The sequence below is a fragment of the Rhabdochromatium marinum genome (assembly GCF_016583795.1).
GTDB lineage: Bacteria > Pseudomonadota > Gammaproteobacteria > Chromatiales > Chromatiaceae > Rhabdochromatium > Rhabdochromatium marinum.
In genome coordinates, this window is the sequence record NZ_NRRS01000019.1 from 41,323 (window position 1) to 59,869 (window position 18,547).

Sequence of the window (18,547 nt, forward strand, 5' to 3'; positions counted from 1 at the left end):
CGCGATAGCACAGGATCTCGCCATCGCAATAATCCGGCAGACCAAGGTAGGATTCAACAAGCTACAGCCGCGCCCCCTCCCCCGCCTTGGGCAGCACGATGACCGTCGCCGTGCGCCCGACGACCAAGCCCTCCGAGTCGCCCTTGACATCGTCCAGACTGATGCGCACCGGCACCCGCTGGGCGAGCCGCACCCAGCTGAAGGTCGGATTGACGCTGGGAAGCAGATTATCACCAGCGGCACGGTCGCGGTCCTCGATGCCCATGGCGATGCTCGCGACATGGCCCTTGAGGACGCGGCTCTCGCCCATCAATCGCACCTGCGCCGGCTGGCCGACCGAGATGCGCTGCAATTTGGTCTCCTCGAAATAGCCCTCGACCCGATAGGAGCTGGCATCGATCAAGGCGAGCACCGGTGTCCCGGCGTTGACGTAGTTGCCAACGCGCAGGCTGAGATCGGACAGCGTGCCGTCGGTCGGCGCCTTGACGGTGGTGCGTTCGAGGTCGAGTGCAGCCAGATCCCTGGCCACCTCGGCCCGCTTGAACGCGGCCTCCGACTGTGTCTGTTTGGAATGGCTGTCCTCGCGATCCTCCGTGGAAACCATCTCGCCGAGCGCCTGAGCCCGGGTCGCATCACGCGTGGCCTGCTCCAGCGCCGCTCGACGCGACATCACCTCCGCCTCCGCCTGGCGCAGGGCCAGGACATAGCGGTCACGGTCGATCTGAAACAACGGCTGTCCCTGGCGCACCCGCTGGTCGTTCGAGACGAAGACCTCCGTCACCAGCCCGGAGACGTCCGGCGCGATCTTCACGATGTCGGCGCGGACACGACCGTCCGGCGTCCAGGGTTCCACCTGATAGTGAACCCACAGCCGCTCACCGGCGAGCACCGCGAGTGCCAGCAGCGAAAGGGTCAAGGCGACGCGCCGGGCCTTCAGCAGGGATGGTTTCGAGAACAGGGATCGTTTTACTTGAGTCATAGGGACCACCGGGAGTAGAGCTCGACGACCAAGGCCCAGACGATCACGAACAACGCGACCTCCGCCAAGGCCTGGTGCCAGAAATGGCGATAGACCCCCAGCCGGACCAGGAGCCGGTTGAGGGCGAAGGTGATCACCAGCGCAATCGCACTCGTGACCAGCTCGGATCGCAGGAAGACGCCGAAGATATCGATCTCGCCGCTCAAGCCGCACCCCCGTCCCGGACCGGTTCGAAGCCCGGTGCCTCGGGAAACAGGTTGCGCCGCATTCCCACCAGGGCGCAGATGCCGCGCGCCCCACCGGGGCCGCTCACCGAATCCGTCAGCCGCTCCAGCAGCCGATCGAGCTGGCGCAGCATGCCCGTATCGGCGACGGGCTCACCCAGTGAGAGGGCCCCATAGTGCTCGCCGACCCCGCTCAGCAGGCGGTCGAGATCGGCGGCCGTCGCTGCTGGGAGGCGCCCCCTCAGTTCGCGCAGCGCCACCAGATCCATACCGACACGCAGGTCGGTGAGAATGTCAACACCCGCCAGATCGTGGCGCTTGGCGGCGGCGAGCTTGGGCGCGAGCAGACCCAGCCGATCGACCATTTTGGAGGCGACATCGACCGGGGCGTCGCGTTGCTGACCCCGCGCCAGACGTGCCAGCTGGTGCCAGGTCTGCCGAATCAGGCGCCGGGCACTGACCTCGACACTCATGGAGCGCAGGCTGCTCGTAACGAACACCGCCACGAAGACGCCGAAGAACACCGACAGATTGAGATTGAGGAATTGGGCGAAATCGCTCTGGAAATGGTCTTGAATCACGAGCACGTTCACAAGGTTGACGATGATCGAGAGGCCCGCGAATGCATACCGGGGATCCGGCATCATGGCGCCGACCACGAGCAGCATCGGTGCCAGCACCATGACCAGCATCGCAAAGCTGCTGATGGCGGGCATCAGCACGAACAGATAGAGGGCGCCCAGCGCCAGCGAGACCACCAGGAAGTCGCCGAACTTGCGGATCGCGGGCACCGGGTCGTCGAGCGCAGCGAACAGGCTGCAGGTGATCGCCGCAGTGATGGCGGCCGATTCGCCCTCGTGCCAGCCCGCGCCGATCCAGACCAGACAGCAGACCATGACCGAGATCCAGGCCGAGAGGCCGGACCTGATCGCGAGTCCATGGTCACTGTGAAGCGGGCGAGCCGCCGCATGCGCGACCTGTGCGGCCAGCGACCGGGGCAGCGGCCCCTCGGGCGCACGGACATAGGCCAGGAGCACATGGCCCTCGCTCAGCGCCTCGACCAGATCGCCCAGCCGCAACAGTACACTCAGCCGATTGAAGGCGTACCAGTCGCCCATCGCCATGTCAGCGCGTGCCCGTTCAAGCCGGTCGACCAGCACCCGAGCGCCCCCCATCGGAGCGCCGTCACTGATCCAGTCCGCCACCTCGGTGAGCAGCCGGCGCATCTCAGGGTCCAGTTCGGGCGCGATCCCGCGCAACGCCTCAAGCCGATCGGTGAGGCTCGAGAGCACCGGGATCAGGACCAGCAACCGGTCGCGCAGTAAGTGCACCACCGCCGTCGTCTCGCGCAAGTGGGAGGTATCGAACGGCAGATGCGCCGACATCGCCTGAATCTCGCTGGCGGCGCTGGCCAGCCGCACCCGATCCTGATCCAGCAGCGGCCGCTCCTCGCCGCGCAGCACATCGAGCGCCCATTGGTCGGCGCCCTCGAGCCAGGCACCCAGCCGTGCCCGCAGCGCCTCACCGACTGGACGCGGAAACCACAGGCTATGCACCAGGGTCGCGCAGCTGATGCCCAAGAGGATCTCCTGAACACGCGCCGCTGCGATATCGAAGATGCCTCCGGGATGGTTGACCGCTGGAAACCCGATCATTGCGACGGTGTAACCGGCAAGCATGAACACATAGCTGCGTGGCGAGCGGTCGAGCATTGAGATCGCCAGGCAGGCACCGACCCACAGCGACATGGCCAACGACAGGAGCACGGGCGCATGCACCAGCTTCGGGATCATGAGAACGGCCCCGACCGCTCCGAGGAAGGTCCCCAGGAACCGATAGATGGCCTTCGAGCGCACCGCCGCAGCCAGCGGCTGGCTGACGATGTAGACGGTCATGATCGACCAGTAGGGACGCTCCAGGCCGATTCGCATGGCCAGATAGAGCGCCAGCATCGCCGCCACGAAGCTCTTGATCGAGAAGAGGGCGTTCGCCCCGGTGAAAAAGCTTGGCATCTGGACTACCGCTCGCCCCTGGCGCTATCGGCACGCGCCGCCAACCCATCTTCCAGGACACCGAGCACGCGAACGGCCGTCGCCAGATCCAGGTCCGCAACCGGGGCCAACAGGGACCGACGCACGTGTTCCAGCGCCATCTCGACCTCATCGGCCAGCGAGGCGCCCGCCGCCGTCAGGTGCAAGGTCTTGGCCCGCCGATCGCATTCGTCGTCGCGGCGCTCCACCAGCCCATGACCGCAGAGCTGATCGAGCAGACGCACCAGCGAGGGGCCCTCAATTCCGATCTCCTCGGCGAGCACATTCTGGCGCATCCCACCACCGAAGCGGGCGATGTACAGCACCGGGACCGCCTGGGCATCCGAGATCCCGTAGCCTGCCAGGACGCGATTGACCTCTCTCCGATAGACGCGCGCCAGGCGCACGACCCTCGAGGTCAACAACCGTTCCAAATCCAGTCTGTCTTCGCTCACGAATATTCGATCCAAAAAAAAATAGCCTGCTAAATAATAGTTAGCATCCTATCGATATGTCAATGGTTCGAGACGACGGTTCTCAAAAATCCAGCGATCGACACGCCCGCTCGCTTGCAGATCGCGCCAGTCGGCCCGAATCCCGAGATTCACCCCAGCCGCCTCGACCAGCACTGGGAGCCGCCCTCGCCGTCCAGATCGCCCTCTTCATCAATGCCGGGCCTTGGATCCTCCTGCTCGTCTATTCGCACCTTCGCTGGCGGCGCTTCCGGGTGGGCTGAGAAACGCCATCGGCAGTAGAATGCCCCCAAGCCCTGGGCTCAGGCCGCGCAAGTCGGTCGCTGGGCTCGTGTCGCACATCGGCCGTATCTGGGTAGGCCCGCAACCGAGGAGTCAAAAATGACCGATCCGTGTGTAGCACAGCCTGAAGAACCCGAACCGACACCGACGCCCGAAGAACCCTCGATTCCCATCGGCGGTGATGACATCCAGCCACCGCCGCCCGAGTCCGAGGCTCTCGTCGAGCCTCCGCCCTCGCCCGCCGACGCCACATCCATCGAACCCTAGGCCGAGTCACCGGCCCCCAGGCCGGCCTGGCGCACCTGGCTGCGCTCGGGTTGGGGCAGGCTGGTCTCCTTCCTCGCCATCGCCTCCAGCATCCTCACCCTCGTCGCCTACTGCGAATCCAAGCTCGACGACGGCTCCATCACCAGCCATCAGTTCAGTGCCCAGCTTCGGGGCTCGGTCGAGGCAACCTATCGACGCGAGAAGGAGGTCGCCGATGCTCGCGGCGACCAACAGGCCCTCGCCCGGCATTGGGGCACCATGCTGGCGATCTTCGAAACCCTCTCAGGGCTGCTCGCCTTTAAATCAGCGAGCCAAACTCGTCCGTTGAGTGTTATAAAATGCACTTCATGATGAAAAAATGCTCGAAAATGGGCTCTTTATTAGCTTGCTTGAATATTAGAGAAGTTTGATGCGATAGCCCTGGGTGTAGGGCGGAGAGTGGGCAATGCGCAAGCGCAGGCCAAGCTGCGCGGACAAGGCGATGAGATCGTCTTTGACGCGTCAAATCCCTCAAGCTCGCGCAACGCGCCGTTAATGGTGGCCCGCCAGCCCCATCTCCAAGACCCGAGCAACATAAGCGACGCCGCCATAACCGATCATCTGGGCTCCGACCGCCGCGTAACGGCGCCAATGATTTTCCGGTAGCGAGCGACTGAAGCAACGCATCAGCCTGTTCATGCGCAGGGTCGTAACCTGGAAATTCGTTCATGATGGCCGTTCCTGCAAAGGTTTCACCGACGATCAGCACGCTCGCATCTAATAGTTTATATTTTCAATATGATGCAAGCCTTAAATAAGAATTTTTCGGGTAAAATGTTTAACTCTTTAATTAAAATTAACTAAGAACCATGGAAGCCCTCGACGACCGCGATTGGCGCCGCCTCGTTCACACCATCCAGCGCGGCACATGCATGGTCCTGCTCGGGCCGGATGCGGCGACCGACGCCGATGATCCGAACGGCCTCCCCTTGGCTCAACACCTAGCGGAGACCCTGGCCGCGAAGCTCCCGAAGGGAGCCGCGCCCCCCGATCGGGACGACCTTCCCTCAGTGGCCCAGACCTTCGAGGCGGCACGCGGGCGGATTGAGTTGGAGATGGAAGTGGAGGATTTCTGCGGCAGGTTTTCGAAACGCATCACCCCCCTGCACGAGGACCTCGCCGCCCTGCCCATTCCGGTCTACATCAACACCGCCCCAGACCCCGCCCTCGCCAACGCCCTGCGAGCAGTGGGGCGTGCTCCTCGAACAGCACATTACGACTTCAAGCGCGCCCAGGGGTTCGTCCTACCGGACCCGACCCCCGAGTACCCATGGATCTACGACCTCTACGGCAGCCTGGCTGAGCCCCAGTCCCTGGTCCTGACCGAGCGCGACCTGCTCGACTATCTGGTCAACGTGATCAAGGGTGCCCCGCCCCTGCCCGCCGCCCTGATCTCCCGCTTCCGGGATCCGGACACCAGCCTGCTTTTCGTCTGCTTCGGCTTCCGTCGCTGGCACCTGCGCATCCTGCTGCACGTGCTGCGCTCCTATGAGCCGCCCAATAACCCCAACCTTGCCCTGGAAGATGGAGCCTTCTACACGCAGCCAGATCTCCCCCAAACGGTGGTTTTCTTCGACCGAGCGCACCGCATTTGCTTCCGCCAAGCGGCCTGCGGCGGCTTCGCCGCGAAGCTGCGGGAGCGCTACCAGCCGCTGGCCGAAGAACCGGTCCCGCCCCGTTTGGAGCCGGCCGCAGATGCCCCGGTGCTCTTCCTTTCCTACACCACTGAGGACCATGCCGCAGTCGAGAGGCTGGCGGAGCGGCTACAGGCCGAGGGCTTGCGCATTTGGCTGGACCGCCAGAATCTCCGCGGCGGCGACCGCTGGGAGCAGCTGATTCCGGATGTGATCAAACGGCAAGTAGACTATGTCCTGGTGCTGCAGACGCCCCAACTCCTCGCCCGGGTGGAGAGCTACGTCTACCGGGAGATCGAGGAGTCCCTGGCTCGCCAAAGTACCTTCGCGCCTAAACTCCGATTCCTGATCCCGGTCCGCATGGAGCCCGATGCGCAGATCGACGGCTTATCCCAACTCCATTTCGTCGATCTCACCACACCCCGAGGTCTTGATGACCTGGTGGCCGCCATCCGTGAAGACTGGCAGCGTCGGGCCGGGCGCAAGGGATCCGCACCATGACAGATGCCAATACCCGGCGCGACCGCTACCCGGGGGCCCGCCCCTTCGCGGATGATCCCGTCGACCAGCGGCTATTCTTCGGCCGGCCGCAGGAGGCGGAGGAGCTCTTTCACCGCATCACCGCCGAGCCCCTCCTGGTGGTGTACGGAAAGTCCGGGCTCGGCAAAACCTCCCTGCTCCAGGCGGGGGTCTTTCCGCGCCTGCGGGAGCGGGATCTGCTGCCGGTTCCCATTCGCCTTAACCGCCCGGCGGTTACCCCGCTCGCCGCAGTGCGCGAGGCGCTCCAACAGGCCTGCCTGGCGGAGGGGATCGACTATGAGCCGGACGATGCGCCGGAGCTCTGGACGTTGTTCAAGACTGCGGTGCTGTGGCGCGGCGACGCACTCCAGACCTCTGTGCTGGTGCTGGACCAGTTCGAGGAATTCTTCACCCTGCAAGAGACTGCGGGCCGCCGTCGCTGGGCCGGAGCCTTGGGCGACCTGCTGGGGGGCCGGGTTCCAGAGCCGGTGCGCGCCCGCATCCGGGCCGGGGAGCGGCTACCCTTCGGTGAGGGTCCACCGGCGGTCAAGGTGGTCTTGAGCCTTAGGGAAGACCATTTAGGGGGTCTCGAGGAGCTCGCTGGCGAGTTGCCTGACGTGCTGGAGAGGCGCTTTCGCCTCACCGCCCTCGACCGGGACGCCGCCCGCGCCGCCATCGTAGAGCCAGGGCTCGCCCGTGGGGAGGACCTGGCCAGCCCGCCCCTGCGCTTCAGTGATGGAGCCTTGATGGAGCTGCTGGAATTCCTGGAGGGGCGCAGCGGCATCATCGAGCCCTTCCAGCTCCAGGTCCTATGCCGACACCTGGAGCAGCAGGGCGCTCACCACGCGAAGGGCACCGGCGAGATCACCATCGATCGCACGAATCTCGGTGGGCGCGAAGACATGGAGGCCGTCCTGGGCAACTTCTACCGTAATGCGATAACCGCCCTGCCGCGCAGGAGCAACCGCCAGCACGCCCGCAAGCTGTGCGAGTGGGGTCTGCTCAGCGGGGAGGGTCGCCGGTTGCTCATGGAGCAAAGTGAGATCCAGCGGCGGTTCCGGCTCGGACCAGATGCCTTGCTGCGCCTCGTGGACGCGCGCCTACTCCGTTCGGAGCCTCGTCTAGAAAGCGTTTTCTACGAACTCAGCCACGATACCCTTGCCGAGGCTGTACTCAAACACAGGCGCAGACCTTACCTCCGTTGGGCCATCGCCTTGCTTCTCCCGAGCATTATCGTGGCGGCTGGAGGCACGGTCTGGGTTACTTACAAAACGACAACCCTCATTAATGTCGAGCAAACCCGCAGTAAGCTCCAGCAGTCCGTAGAAACGAACTACGAGCGCGAATTCATGGCCGCCTCGGCGGTCAACGACAGGGCGATGCGTGAGCTCTTGCAACAGACCGCCAAGGCCCAGCGCGACTTCCAGCTCGCACGCATTGATAACCTGCTGACCGACTTCTCCGATAGTGCGTATACCGACGAGGCCACCGGCATTTACAAGGAGCTGATCCGAATCCTGCAAGAGCGAGGCACCAGCGAGGCCCTGGCCTACATGGAGCACCAGATTCCGGGCACCATGGGCAACGTCGACGGTATCGCCGAGGATGCCGAGACCCTCATTCGCACACGCTTGAACCCCCTACTGATCAGCGCCGAACTCTATCGAGTCGAGGGCAACGCCCAGGCGGCCCGCAACCTCTACGCCCAGATCCTTGAGCGCGCCTCGGACTGGCCCGCGGCCCTGCACGACAACGTAAATTTTCTGATCGAGCAGGGGGACCAGGCGGTGATCCGTGGAAGCCTGTTGGATGCAGAGCAGGACTTCCTGGAGGCTCAGGCGCGGTCGGAACACCTTCTGAAGTTGGAGCCCGATAATCCCGAATGGCAGCGCGATCTCGCGGTGAGCCTAGAACGGGTCGGCGACGTCAACTCCGCCCAGGGCGATCTCGCGGGCGCCCGGATCGCCTACGAGCAGAGCCAGGCCATCCGCGAGCGCCTCGCCGTCGCCGACCCCAGCAACGCCGGCTGGCAGCGCGACCTCGCCGAGAGCCTCGGCAAGGTGGGCGACATTGAGGCCGCCCAGGGGGATCTCGAGGGGGCGCTTAAGCGCTACGAGCAGAGTCTGGCCATCGTCAGGCGCTTGGGAGCCTCTGACCCCAACAACGCCGGCTGGCAGCGCGAACTCTCGGTGAGCCTTAATAAGGTCGGCGACATTAAGTTCGCCCAAGGGGATCTCGCTGGGGTCCTCGCCGCCTACAAGCAGAGCCAGGACATCCGCAAGCGCCTGGCCGCCGCCGACCCGAGCAACGCCGGATGGCAGCGCGATCTCTCGGTCAGCCTGGAGAAGGTCGGCGACGTCAAGGCCGCCCAGGGCGATCTCGACGGCGCGCTCGCCGCCTACCCGAGCAACGCCGGATGGCAGCGCGACCTCTCGGTCAGCCTGGAGAAGATCGGCAACGTCAAGGCCGACCAGGGCGATCTCGACGGCGCGCTCGCCGCCTACCAGCAGAGCCAGGACATCCGCGAGCGCCTGGCCGGCGCCGACCTGAGCAACGCCCGATGGCAGCGCGACCTCGCCGTGTCCCATTACAAGCTGGGTACGATCGCCGATGCTCGCGGCGACCAACAGGCCCTCGCCCGGCATTGGGGCGCCATGTTGGCGATCTTCGACACCCTTGATGAGGCCGAGCTGCACATCAGCCCGTCGGACCGAATGGAGCTGGAGACCATCCGCGCGCGTGTCGATCGGGCCGCAGCGGCCGCCCCCAAGCAAGATACGCCCCTGCCCTCATCGGGTGGCGACTGAACGGCGCGCTTGAGTGGCTGCGGTCATTCGCCTGATCAGCAGGCTTCGATTCGAATCGTCCTAACGCCCGAATCGATTGACCGGCGGATTCGCCGTCATTTCATGTGCGACGACACTCAGGATCACCGTGCAGACGACCACCATCGCGAGGAACTGGGCGTTCGGCAGGTCGCTGCCGAGCACGATGATGGCGAACACGATGCTCGCCAGTCCGCGTGGACCGAACCATCCGACGAACAGCTTGGCGCTCGGCTTGAGTCCGGTGCCCGTCAGAGACAGATAGACGGGCAGCATGCGCAGAACGGTCAGGCTGAGCACGGCATAGAGCAGCAGGGTCCAGCTGAACTGGCCGATGGCCTGACCGACGACGGCGGAGCCGATCAGGTTCCAGACAGCCAGCTGCGCCTCTTCGACACAACCGAGCTGGCCAGCGCTCTACGAGCGCATCGCTGTGGAGATCAAGCTGCACCACTATTTCGTCAAGACGCTGAAAAGCTATATGAGCCGGTGGAGTCGAAACCCTACCGCCCGGCTCGGGCGCATCCTCCAAGCCGGGTCAGGGCGGCCGCGAGGCTGAGGGCGGTGGATCGCTTGCGCGTCATCAGGGCTCTTGGTCGTCCGCCGGACATGGACATCGGCCTGGCGCGACCGCCGGTTGGCGGTCTCTCCGCAGGCGGGTGTGATCAGGAGAGGGCGGGGCCGCTCACCCATGTGGGTGAGCATCTGCCCGACGCCTGTCGAGGGTTCTATACGGCGTGCTACGCGGCCTCGGCCTGGGGCTCGCTCTCGGCGAAAGGGAAGTGTGCGCGGATGGCCTCGATCCAGGTGTCGAGACGTCCCTGGGTCTCGTCGCTCTCGTTGACGTCATCGAAGGCCAAACCCACCAATTTGCCGTCGCGCTCGGCGAAGGAGTTCTTGTAGGTGTAGCCGTCGGTGGGAATCGCGCCCACCAGGGTGGCGCCGTATTTGGTGAAGTCGTCGTACAGGGTCCCCAGCGCGCTGACGAAATGCTCACCATGATCCACGCAGTCTCCGGCACCGAACAGGGCGATGGTCTTGCCGGAGAAGTCGGGCTTGTCGACGGACATCTCGAACAGCGGATCGAGCCAGTCGGATTGCACCTCTCCGGCCCCCCAGGTTGAGCAGCCGAAGAGCAAAAAGTCATATTTCAGCATGTCGTCGACGTCATCGAAGTCTTCCTCCATGTTGTAGAGGTCGCAGATGTCTTCGCCAAGACGTTTGCCGATTTTCACCGCCATTGATTGAGTGACGCCGGAGGCGCTGCCGTAAAAAATACCAATCTTGCTCATTGGAAATCTCTCAAAGTGCGTTGTTGGAGGTGCTCTCGCACCGGTATAGGAAACTGTCGAGCCACCCGTCGCAGAAGTACGTCGAGACTCGAGTCGGCCCAGAGCGCACCGAGCCGGGCGTAAGCCAGCACGTGCTGCGGGGACTGCGAGACCCACTGGTGAAACGCGCTTGAATCGACGGGGCCGATCTCGTCGGCGGCCAGCCGCGCAAACCAGTTCAGCGCCGCCTGATGGACGATGTGGCGGCGGCCCTTCATCGAATGGGCGAATAGCCGCAGCAGGCCATGGGACTCGCCGTGCCCGTCGGCCGCCAAGCGCAGATCGTCGCTGGCACAAAACAGGAGGTGCTTGACGCGATTGGCGACGGCGGCCTCGTCGAGATGAAGCCTCTTGCCGATCTCTGCGTAGCCCAAACCGTCCAGCCGCATCCACGCCCAAACCTGTTGACTGAGCGGAGGCAAGTACTCCAGGGTTTGGCGCAACACCCTAAAATGTTGCAGCGACATCGCATCGCCCTGGTCCCGACCCAGGTCGGCACCAGCCAAGTCCATCAGTCGATAGAAGGCGAAGTTGTGGAGCGGATGCACCATCGCTGTCGGCACACTGGCCCGGCACTCATCGACCCAGACTTCAGCTTGATCCATCGGGGCGAAGTGACGCGCGGCGTCGAGAAGCACGGGGCGCTGTGCGGCAAAGAACGAGGCAATTGGCTGCGGCATGACGGCCTCATCTGGATGCGAATGTAGGGATATGTTAAAGACCTCATGCCTCAAACGCAAATGAGATTACTTCTTATTAGTATTTTAGCTGCCGAACGACAGGAGGCGCCGCTGCAGGCCGAGCCGGGCGGCAAGTCGCATCGAGACACACCCGAGTGGCCTGACCCAGGCGCAGTATTGCGCCCAGTAGGGCCTCTCGGTGACGACAAAGTGAAGGGATGGCGGCATGCTGCTACACTCACTAACCAATATTAATCAGTATGCTTTTGGTAACCATGAAGACCACCAAAGCCGTCGTCGAGCTGCAACCCGAAGGGCGCAAGACCGTCTTCAACGCCTGCACCGAACCCTGCTCGATCGAGCAAGGCTCTATCACCTACAACATCACCGACTTCGGCCGATCATCTTTGACCGTGCTGGAACAACTCAAGGACTGGACGGAAGCCAACGGACTTTAAACACCGCCAATAAAAGACCGATTACCTGATTTATCTGTTCCTGCGACAAAGCTTCCAGTGTGAAAAAATGATCTGTCGCTGTTTCTCGCCATGAGCCATGGTGTTCACAATGGGTCAAACAATCCTGCAATCGGGACAGTTCTTCGCCTTCGTCCTCTTGTTCATCATGACTTCAACAGGACTGGCAAGCCCAGCCTCGATACCCTCCTATGATGTTTCAACGACAGGTATCGCTCCTAACCCATTCCGGGTTTATGTCATTCAGGATGATTCCAAGTCATTGACGATTGACGAGATCGCATCGGGCCGTATCGAAGGCGCTCTGACATCGTCTCGATTTTACCTAAAATCCACGGAAATCAACTATTGGTTTATTTTTACTCTGGAGAACAACTCCAGTAAGTCGGTCAATCGCATTGTGCGATTTGACGAGCCCTTTACCGAGCAAGCCAGTATTTACTACCGACAGGGAGCGTCATGGCATGAGGAATCAGCCGGACTCGAGGTGCCGCTCGAAAAACGTCACATCTATAACCGGAATCCTATCTTTCTAGTAACGCTGGCCCCGGGAGAAGCCAAGACAGTCTATCTAAAGCTTCAGTCCAATTATGGCATGCTCACCATTGGTTTGTATTGCGAAAAGCCGCAAATATTCCTGAATTGGGAGCTACTGCAAACAGCCATTTACATGTTCTATTTTGGCGCTGCCAGCGCCTTGCTTATTTATAATTTGTTTTTGTTTTTTGCGCTCAATGAAAGACTCTATCTCTACTATTTTTTACATGGTTTTACGTATATTGCCTGGGTGTTGCTATATAGCGGATTTGATCTTTACCTGGGTATCGACAAAAACCTTCATTATAAACTCAACCCCATCACCAATTTCGCCCTAATATTCCTGGCTTTATTCACCAGAAGGCTACTGCAAACAAAAGTCAATTTCCCAAAAATTGACAAAATATTGATTGGAATTGCCAGCGCGGCACTCCTATTGGGCATCGCCAGTTTTTTTGATGTCCGCTACTATCAATACCTTTCGTTTCTTGGGTTATTAGCCTATCTGTTTTTTATGTTTCTGGCAGTCTATGCCATGCTGAAAGGCATCACTCTTTCCGGTTCCTACCTATTGAGTATGGGGCTCTATTTTTCCGGGATCATTTTACTTGCCTTGCTGTTAATGGATTTGATTCCCTATAGCCTGTTCACGCGGTACTTTTATATACCCGGTTCCCTGGCGGAATTGACCATTTTCTCCCTGGTATTGGCTTATCGAATCAAGTTATTGCAGAATCAGAACACACGTTTTCAGCAACAATTGATCGAAACTGAACGAGAAGCAAAAGTACGCTTGGAAGTGAAGGTGGCCGAACGCACTGAGGCACTCAAACAGGCCAACGAGGAATTGGCACGCATCGCCATGAAGGACGGCCTCACTGGCTTGGCGAATCGGCGCTTTCTCGATAAACGCTTACGCGACGAATGGCAGCGATTAAAGCGAGAGCAGGGATTGCTCGCCGTTATTTTATGCGATATCGATTATTTCAAACAGTTCAATGATCACTATGGTCATCAGGGCGGCGATGAATGCCTGGTCAAGGTGGCGCAGACGCTTCAGCACGGCCTTCAGCGTCCCGGCGATTTGGCCACACGCTATGGGGGCGAGGAATTTTTGATTTTGCTGCCAAACACGGATATCCAGGGCGCAGCCATCACCGCTGAAAGACTCCGTTCAGCCGTCGAGGCGCTGGCAATCAAACACCCAAAATCCGACACCACTTATGTCACCATGTCATTCGGCGTAGCTGCGGCGAGCCCCCATGAGGGCAAGAGCCCGGAACATCTCGTTTCAGTGGCAGACGAGGCGCTGTATCGAGCCAAGGATCAAGGCCGAAACCGGGTTGTCATCAGTAAGTGAATATTTCCAATTTTGAATCATGACCACCATCCTGCGTCATATTTTCCTCGCCAACCTGTGGCGGCGGCGCCTACCGACGGCGCTGTCGGTACTGGCAATTGCACTCGGAGTGGCGCTGGGACTGGCGGTGCAGTTGATTCATCGTGGTGCGCTGGATGAATTCGAGCGCGGTGTGCGCCTGTTGAACGGTCAAGCCGATCTGCAAGTGCTCGCCGGTGCGAGTGGCTTTGATGACAGCCTCTATGCCCGTATCGCCCAACTACCGGAGGTGGCAGCAGCCAGCCCGGTGTTGGAACTGAGCGCGCGCTTGCCGGGCAGCCGCGAGACCCTGCGCATTCTCGGCGTCGATGTACTGAGGCTCGGAGCCGTGAATCCGTCGCTGATACCGGAGCCTGCAAGCGCGGAGGACGCCCCGGATCTACTGGCAACATTGCGCGAAGACGCGCTCTTTCTGAGTCCGGCCGCCGCCAAGCGGCTCGCACTCAAGCCCGGCGACACACTGACCTTGCAAGCTGGCACCGAAGAGCGTCAGCTGCGTATCGCCGGGCGCGTACCGGCGGCTGGTGTCGGGCAGGCGTTGGCAGTGATGGATATCGCCGGGGCGCAGCTGCAGTTCTCTCGCATCGGCGTGCTGACCCGGATCGATCTGCGCCTGCGCGATGATCGACCACCGGCGCAGGCGCGCGACGCGATTGCCGCACAGCTTCCACCGGGATTGACGGTGCTACCGCCCGCGCAAGCCGCGAACGAATCCCTCGGCCTCACCCGCGCCTATCGCGTCAACTTGACCATGCTGGCCACCATTGCCCTGTTGACCGGCGGTTTTCTGGTGTTCTCGACCCAGTGGCTGGCGGTGGTGCGCCGCCGCCAGGAGCTGGCCTTTTTGCGCGCCCTGGGGCTGACGCGCGCCGAGTTGTGGCGCGGCTTACTGGCCGAAGGCGCGCTGCTCGGGCTGCTCGGCGGCTTCATCGGCGCAGTACTTGCATATTTGCTCGCCGCCCTGGCCTTTGCAGCCGTCGGTGGCGATCTCGGGGCCGGCTTTTTCCGAGGCCTGAGTCCGCAGTTGAGCTGGCAATGGCTGGCGACCCTGATCTATCTCGCTCTGGGCGTGGCCGCTGGACTGGCGGGTGCCTGGTTACCGGCGCGCGAGGCCGCGCGCACCGCTCCGGCCCAGGCGCTGAAAGCCGGCGATGAGGCCGAGGCCTATCGCGCCCGCCCGCACTGGGTGGCCACGCTCGGCAGTCTGCTGCTCGCTGCCCTGCTCTGCATCCTGCCACCGCTCTGGGGCATTCCGGTGTTCGGCTATCTGGCGGTGCTCTTGATTCTGCTCGCCGCCATTCTGGCGCTACCAGGGGTCACCCAGGTACTCGGCGGGCTGCGCTTTGGACTCGCCTTCGCCACCGGCCCGATCCCACAGCTCGCCCAAGCGCGACTCACCGCCGCGCCTGGGCAGACGGTGGTCGCCGGCGCTGGCGTGGTGGCCAGTGTTGCGCTGGCCGCGTCCATGGCGGTGATGGTCGATTCCTTCCGTGGTTCGGTTGATGATTGGCTTACGCGTATGCTGCCAGCAGACCTTTACCTGCGTGCATCAGATTCCAGCGCCAGCGGCTTTCTTGCTCCCGAGCAGATCGCCCAAGTGCGCGCCCTGCCCGGCGTGCGGGATATCTACCCGGTGCGCTTCGACAGCGTCAGACTGGAAGCTGGGGCACCGGCGATCAGCCTGATCGCCCGACGTATCGATGGCGCCGGTGGGCTGCCTCTGGTCGCGGGTCACTTACAGGTCACGGACACGGATAGACCGCCGGCCTGGATTTCCGAAGCCCTGGCCGATCAGCGCGCGCTGCACATTGGCGAGCGGTTGGAACTGCCCTTGGGCGGCGACCTGCAATCCTTCATCATCGCTGGCATCTGGCGCGACTACGCCCGACAGCATGGTTCCATCGTGATCCGCATGGACGATTACCGCGCTCTGAGCGGGGATGCGCTGACCAATGATCTGGGCCTGATGCTGACACCGAATGCCGAGCCGGAGATGTTAATGCAGGCCATTCGCGACACCTTGGGCGAGTCGGTCAGCGAGATGATTCTGCCAGGCGATCTGCGCGCCATGATCCTGACAATTTTCGACCGCACCTTTCTGGTCACCTATCTGATGGAGGGCATTGCGGTACTGATCGGGCTGTTCGGCATCGCCACCACCTTCGCGGCCCTGGCCAGCAGCCGGCGCAAGGAGTTTGGCATTCTGCGCCACCTGGGGCTGCGCCGGCGCGACATCGGGCGGCTACTCGGGCTGGAAGCGGCACTTGGCGCCTTGTTGGCCGTGATTGTCGGCCTGGTCGCTGGCGGCGGCATCGCCTGGGTGCTGATCGAGGTCATCAATCGTCAGAGCTTCCACTGGAGCATGGACTTGGCCGTGCCGGGCGGGCTGCTCGCGGTCTTTGCGAGCGCGATGGTTCTGCTCGCGGCTGGCGCAGCGCGGTTCGCCGGTGCCCAGGCGATGCGCCAGGATGCGGTGCTCGCGGTGCGGGAGGACTGGTAATGACGCGCCATCGACACCCTCGCCTGCCACACCTGCTGACAGCGCTGCTGACGACTCTGCTGACGGCTGGGATCCTGACACTGCCGGGGCTGGCAGCCGCCACGGATGTCGGCAACTTCGCGCCCGTTACCCCTGACCGAGCACTGAGCTTCCCACGCGATTTCGGCGCTCACCCGGACTATCGCACCGAGTGGTGGTATATCACCGGCTGGCTGACCGACGCCCAAGGCCGCGAGCGCGGCTTTCAGGTAACCTTCTTCCGCTCCGCCACCGGCATTGGCGCCGACAACCCCAGCCGCTTCGCGCCCCGTCAGTTGCTGCTGGCCCACGCCGCGATTGCCGACCCGGGCAGCGATCATCTGCGGCATGCTGAGCGCGCCGCGCGCGTGCTGCCACCCCTGACCGGCGCCGAGCCGACCGACACCCAGGTCTGGATCGGCGACTGGACGCTGAGACGCACTCCGAATGGGGGCAGCAGCGAAGACACTTATCGCACGCGCATCGAAGCCGACGACTTTGCCTTCGATCTCACACTGACCCCAGCCGGCCCGCCCGTGCTGAACGGCCAGGCCGGCTTCAGCCAGAAGAGTCCGAATCCGCAAGATGCCAGCCACTATTACAGCCGCCCCCAGCTTGAAGTGACCGGCGAGCTGCGCCTGGTCGCAACAGGAAACGGAAGCGAAAAAGGGAAAGGCAACAGCCCGGCGCATCGAGTCACCGGCCGCGCCTGGCTGGATCACGAATGGTCCACCGCCTATCTGCCCGAGCAGGCGCAGGGCTGGGACTGGATCGGCATCAATCTGCACGACGGTGGCTCGCTGATGGCCTATCGCATGCGCCGCGCCGATGATTCCACCCTATGGGCCGGCGGCACCCTGCTCCGCCCCGGCCAGCCCAAACGAGTGCTAGGACCGGACGAGATCTGCTTCACCCCAAGGCGTCACTGGCAGTCACCGCGCACCGGAACACGCTATCCGGTGGAATGGACGCTTGAGATCGACGATCTCCGGCTGCGACTGCGGCCCTTGATGGACGATCAAGAACTCGACTCGCGCCGCTCGACGCAAACGATCTACTGGGAGGGCGCGGTGCGGGTGCTCAAAGAAGGTGCCGCTCAAGACAGCGCAGTCGAAACGAAGCCCGAACCGACCGAGATCGGCCGTGGCTATCTGGAAATGACCGGTTACTGGCAGCGACAATCGTCTCTGTAACTTGTCACTTCCAACGTAAGCTGGCAAAAAAGGCGACCTCGGGCGCGTCATCCGTGGGCGCTTGGCCCTCCCTCCGCTGCCAGGGTCAAGCGTGCCGCCACCCCGGCCCGAGATTTCGGCCGACACACACCAACAAGGAATCCATTCGATGAAGACGTCACGCGTCATTGCCTACTGTTCGATCCTCGCGGGTCTGCCAATCGCCCAGGGTGCGTCTGCGGACGTCGGCCCACTGGTCGCCGGCACCTACAGCCTGGAGAGCGCCGAGACCTCCAGCACCCTGACCATCGAGTTCAAGCATGGTCAGGGCGCCCTCTTGAGCGCGGAGGCAATATTGCTGAACGCCTCTGGACACTATGGCGCGATCGACCAGGCACGGCTGGAGTTGCCACACCAGCACGAGGGATATCTCGGTATCTATCATGGGTACGGCTGCACGATCGAGCTGAGCGGGACGCCCATGGGCCTTCATGCGGAGCAGCAAGGACGCTGCGAGGACTTTGGCATGGGAGTCGAACTGACCGGGGATTACATCCGCACGACCTCGCATTATGACGACATCCAGCGGGGCGAGGTGACGACACCCGAGCCGGACAAGCCCGGCCTCTTCGTGGCCGGTTTCCGTGTGACCTATTTCCCGCCCAGAGGCCGCGCCTCGGTTCCCCAAAACTACAGCTATCGCATCTATTGCCCGACACGCATGGTCCGCAACATCGGCAACGGACGCTGGGACGATGCCCGCAAAGCCGAGGCGGAGGACGAGCGCCGCTTCTCGGGCCAGTATGTCGTAAGGGCCGTGGTCGCGGATGTCTGCGACCATGATATATGAGATCAAGCGGCCAGCTTTCGACCGCCCGGTTCCAGCCAGACACCCAGGATGTGGAGCTAGAACCCTAGGGCGATCGCATCACGTTTTCTTAAGGGATGCCGCGCCCCCAATCTCGGTGATACACCCGTGCACGGCCGCCAGGATCTGCACCCGCTATGCGAGCGCCGTGTTGCTCAATCAAGCAGCTGCTAAACCGCGCCTAACCTGGAATACGTAGTTTTTCTTCCTCTGGGTCGAGGGCGATCTTTACCCACAGGCGATCCGCTACTTCAAAGACGTTGCGGTTGATGTTCTTGGCGAATTGATGCACGC

Annotated in this window: 15 protein-coding genes; 8 read left to right on the plus strand and 7 right to left on the minus strand. The window is 62.5% G+C overall.

What is annotated here, in order from left to right:
* Nucleotides 1-61 precede the first annotated feature (61 nt).
* The 4 genes from CKO36_RS08050 to CKO36_RS08065 are packed head-to-tail and all read right to left on the minus strand — an operon-like array spanning nt 62 to nt 3,688.
* The gene (locus tag CKO36_RS08050) at nt 62-979 is read right to left on the minus strand and encodes an efflux RND transporter periplasmic adaptor subunit (protein WP_200283153.1); all 918 of its coding nucleotides are present in this window, start codon (nt 977-979) and stop codon (nt 62-64) included.
* Nucleotides 976-1,185, minus strand: a complete 210-nt coding sequence (locus CKO36_RS08055) for a DUF1656 domain-containing protein (RefSeq protein WP_200283115.1) — start codon at nt 1,183-1,185, stop codon at nt 976-978. Before CKO36_RS08055 ends, CKO36_RS08050 begins: the two co-directional genes overlap by 4 nt.
* Complete coding sequence (locus CKO36_RS08060) at nt 1,182-3,215, minus strand: FUSC family protein (RefSeq protein ID WP_200283117.1); 2,034 nt, start codon at nt 3,213-3,215, stop codon at nt 1,182-1,184. Before CKO36_RS08060 ends, CKO36_RS08055 begins: the two co-directional genes overlap by 4 nt.
* 5 nt (nt 3,216-3,220) lie before the next feature.
* Nucleotides 3,221-3,688, minus strand: coding sequence for a MarR family transcriptional regulator (locus CKO36_RS08065; protein WP_200283119.1), 468 nt, complete (start codon nt 3,686-3,688; stop codon nt 3,221-3,223).
* A gap of 399 nt (nt 3,689-4,087) precedes the next feature.
* On the opposite strand from CKO36_RS08065, the gene CKO36_RS08070 reads away from it, so the two are divergent.
* From CKO36_RS08070 to CKO36_RS08080, 3 genes are all read left to right on the plus strand, one after another.
* Nucleotides 4,088-4,255, plus strand: coding sequence for a hypothetical protein (locus tag CKO36_RS08070; RefSeq protein ID WP_200283121.1), 168 nt, complete (start codon nt 4,088-4,090; stop codon nt 4,253-4,255).
* An 848-nt stretch (nt 4,256-5,103) separates the two neighbouring features.
* On the plus strand, nt 5,104-6,429 hold the full coding sequence (locus CKO36_RS08075; protein ID WP_200283122.1) for a toll/interleukin-1 receptor domain-containing protein: 1,326 nt from the start codon (nt 5,104-5,106) through the stop codon (nt 6,427-6,429).
* The gene (locus tag CKO36_RS08080) at nt 6,426-9,254 is read left to right on the plus strand and encodes an nSTAND1 domain-containing NTPase (RefSeq protein ID WP_200283124.1); all 2,829 of its coding nucleotides are present in this window, start codon (nt 6,426-6,428) and stop codon (nt 9,252-9,254) included. The genes CKO36_RS08075 and CKO36_RS08080 overlap by 4 nt, the downstream gene beginning before the upstream one ends.
* Nucleotides 9,255-9,314: 60 nt before the next feature.
* Here the strand turns inward: CKO36_RS08080 and CKO36_RS08085 are convergent, their stop codons facing one another.
* The 3 genes from CKO36_RS08085 to CKO36_RS08095 form a co-directional block, all read right to left on the minus strand.
* Nucleotides 9,315-9,653 carry a cation:proton antiporter domain-containing protein gene (locus CKO36_RS08085; RefSeq protein ID WP_200283156.1) on the minus strand — a complete coding sequence of 113 codons (339 nt, stop codon included), beginning with the start codon at nt 9,651-9,653 and terminating at the stop codon, nt 9,315-9,317.
* A gap of 359 nt (nt 9,654-10,012) precedes the next feature.
* Complete coding sequence (locus CKO36_RS08090) at nt 10,013-10,564, minus strand: flavodoxin (RefSeq protein ID WP_200283126.1); 552 nt, start codon at nt 10,562-10,564, stop codon at nt 10,013-10,015.
* Complete coding sequence (locus CKO36_RS08095; RefSeq protein WP_200283128.1) at nt 10,561-11,283, minus strand: DUF4880 domain-containing protein; 723 nt, start codon at nt 11,281-11,283, stop codon at nt 10,561-10,563. Before CKO36_RS08095 ends, CKO36_RS08090 begins: the two co-directional genes overlap by 4 nt.
* 275 nt (nt 11,284-11,558) lie before the next feature.
* On the opposite strand from CKO36_RS08095, the gene CKO36_RS08100 reads away from it, so the two are divergent.
* From CKO36_RS08100 to CKO36_RS08120, 5 genes are all read left to right on the plus strand, one after another.
* Nucleotides 11,559-11,741 carry a hypothetical protein gene (locus CKO36_RS08100; RefSeq protein WP_200283131.1) on the plus strand — a complete coding sequence of 61 codons (183 nt, stop codon included), beginning with the start codon at nt 11,559-11,561 and terminating at the stop codon, nt 11,739-11,741.
* 109 nt (nt 11,742-11,850) lie between these two features.
* Complete coding sequence (locus tag CKO36_RS08105; RefSeq protein ID WP_200283133.1) at nt 11,851-13,656, plus strand: sensor domain-containing diguanylate cyclase; 1,806 nt, start codon at nt 11,851-11,853, stop codon at nt 13,654-13,656.
* Between the two features lie 19 nt (nt 13,657-13,675).
* Complete coding sequence (locus CKO36_RS08110) at nt 13,676-16,195, plus strand: FtsX-like permease family protein (RefSeq protein WP_200283135.1); 2,520 nt, start codon at nt 13,676-13,678, stop codon at nt 16,193-16,195.
* The gene (locus tag CKO36_RS08115) at nt 16,195-17,406 is read left to right on the plus strand and encodes a lipocalin-like domain-containing protein (RefSeq protein WP_200283137.1); all 1,212 of its coding nucleotides are present in this window, start codon (nt 16,195-16,197) and stop codon (nt 17,404-17,406) included. The genes CKO36_RS08110 and CKO36_RS08115 overlap by 1 nt, the downstream gene beginning before the upstream one ends.
* A 148-nt stretch (nt 17,407-17,554) precedes the next feature.
* The gene (locus tag CKO36_RS08120; RefSeq protein ID WP_200283139.1) at nt 17,555-18,235 is read left to right on the plus strand and encodes a hypothetical protein; all 681 of its coding nucleotides are present in this window, start codon (nt 17,555-17,557) and stop codon (nt 18,233-18,235) included.
* Nucleotides 18,236-18,547 lie beyond the last annotated feature (312 nt).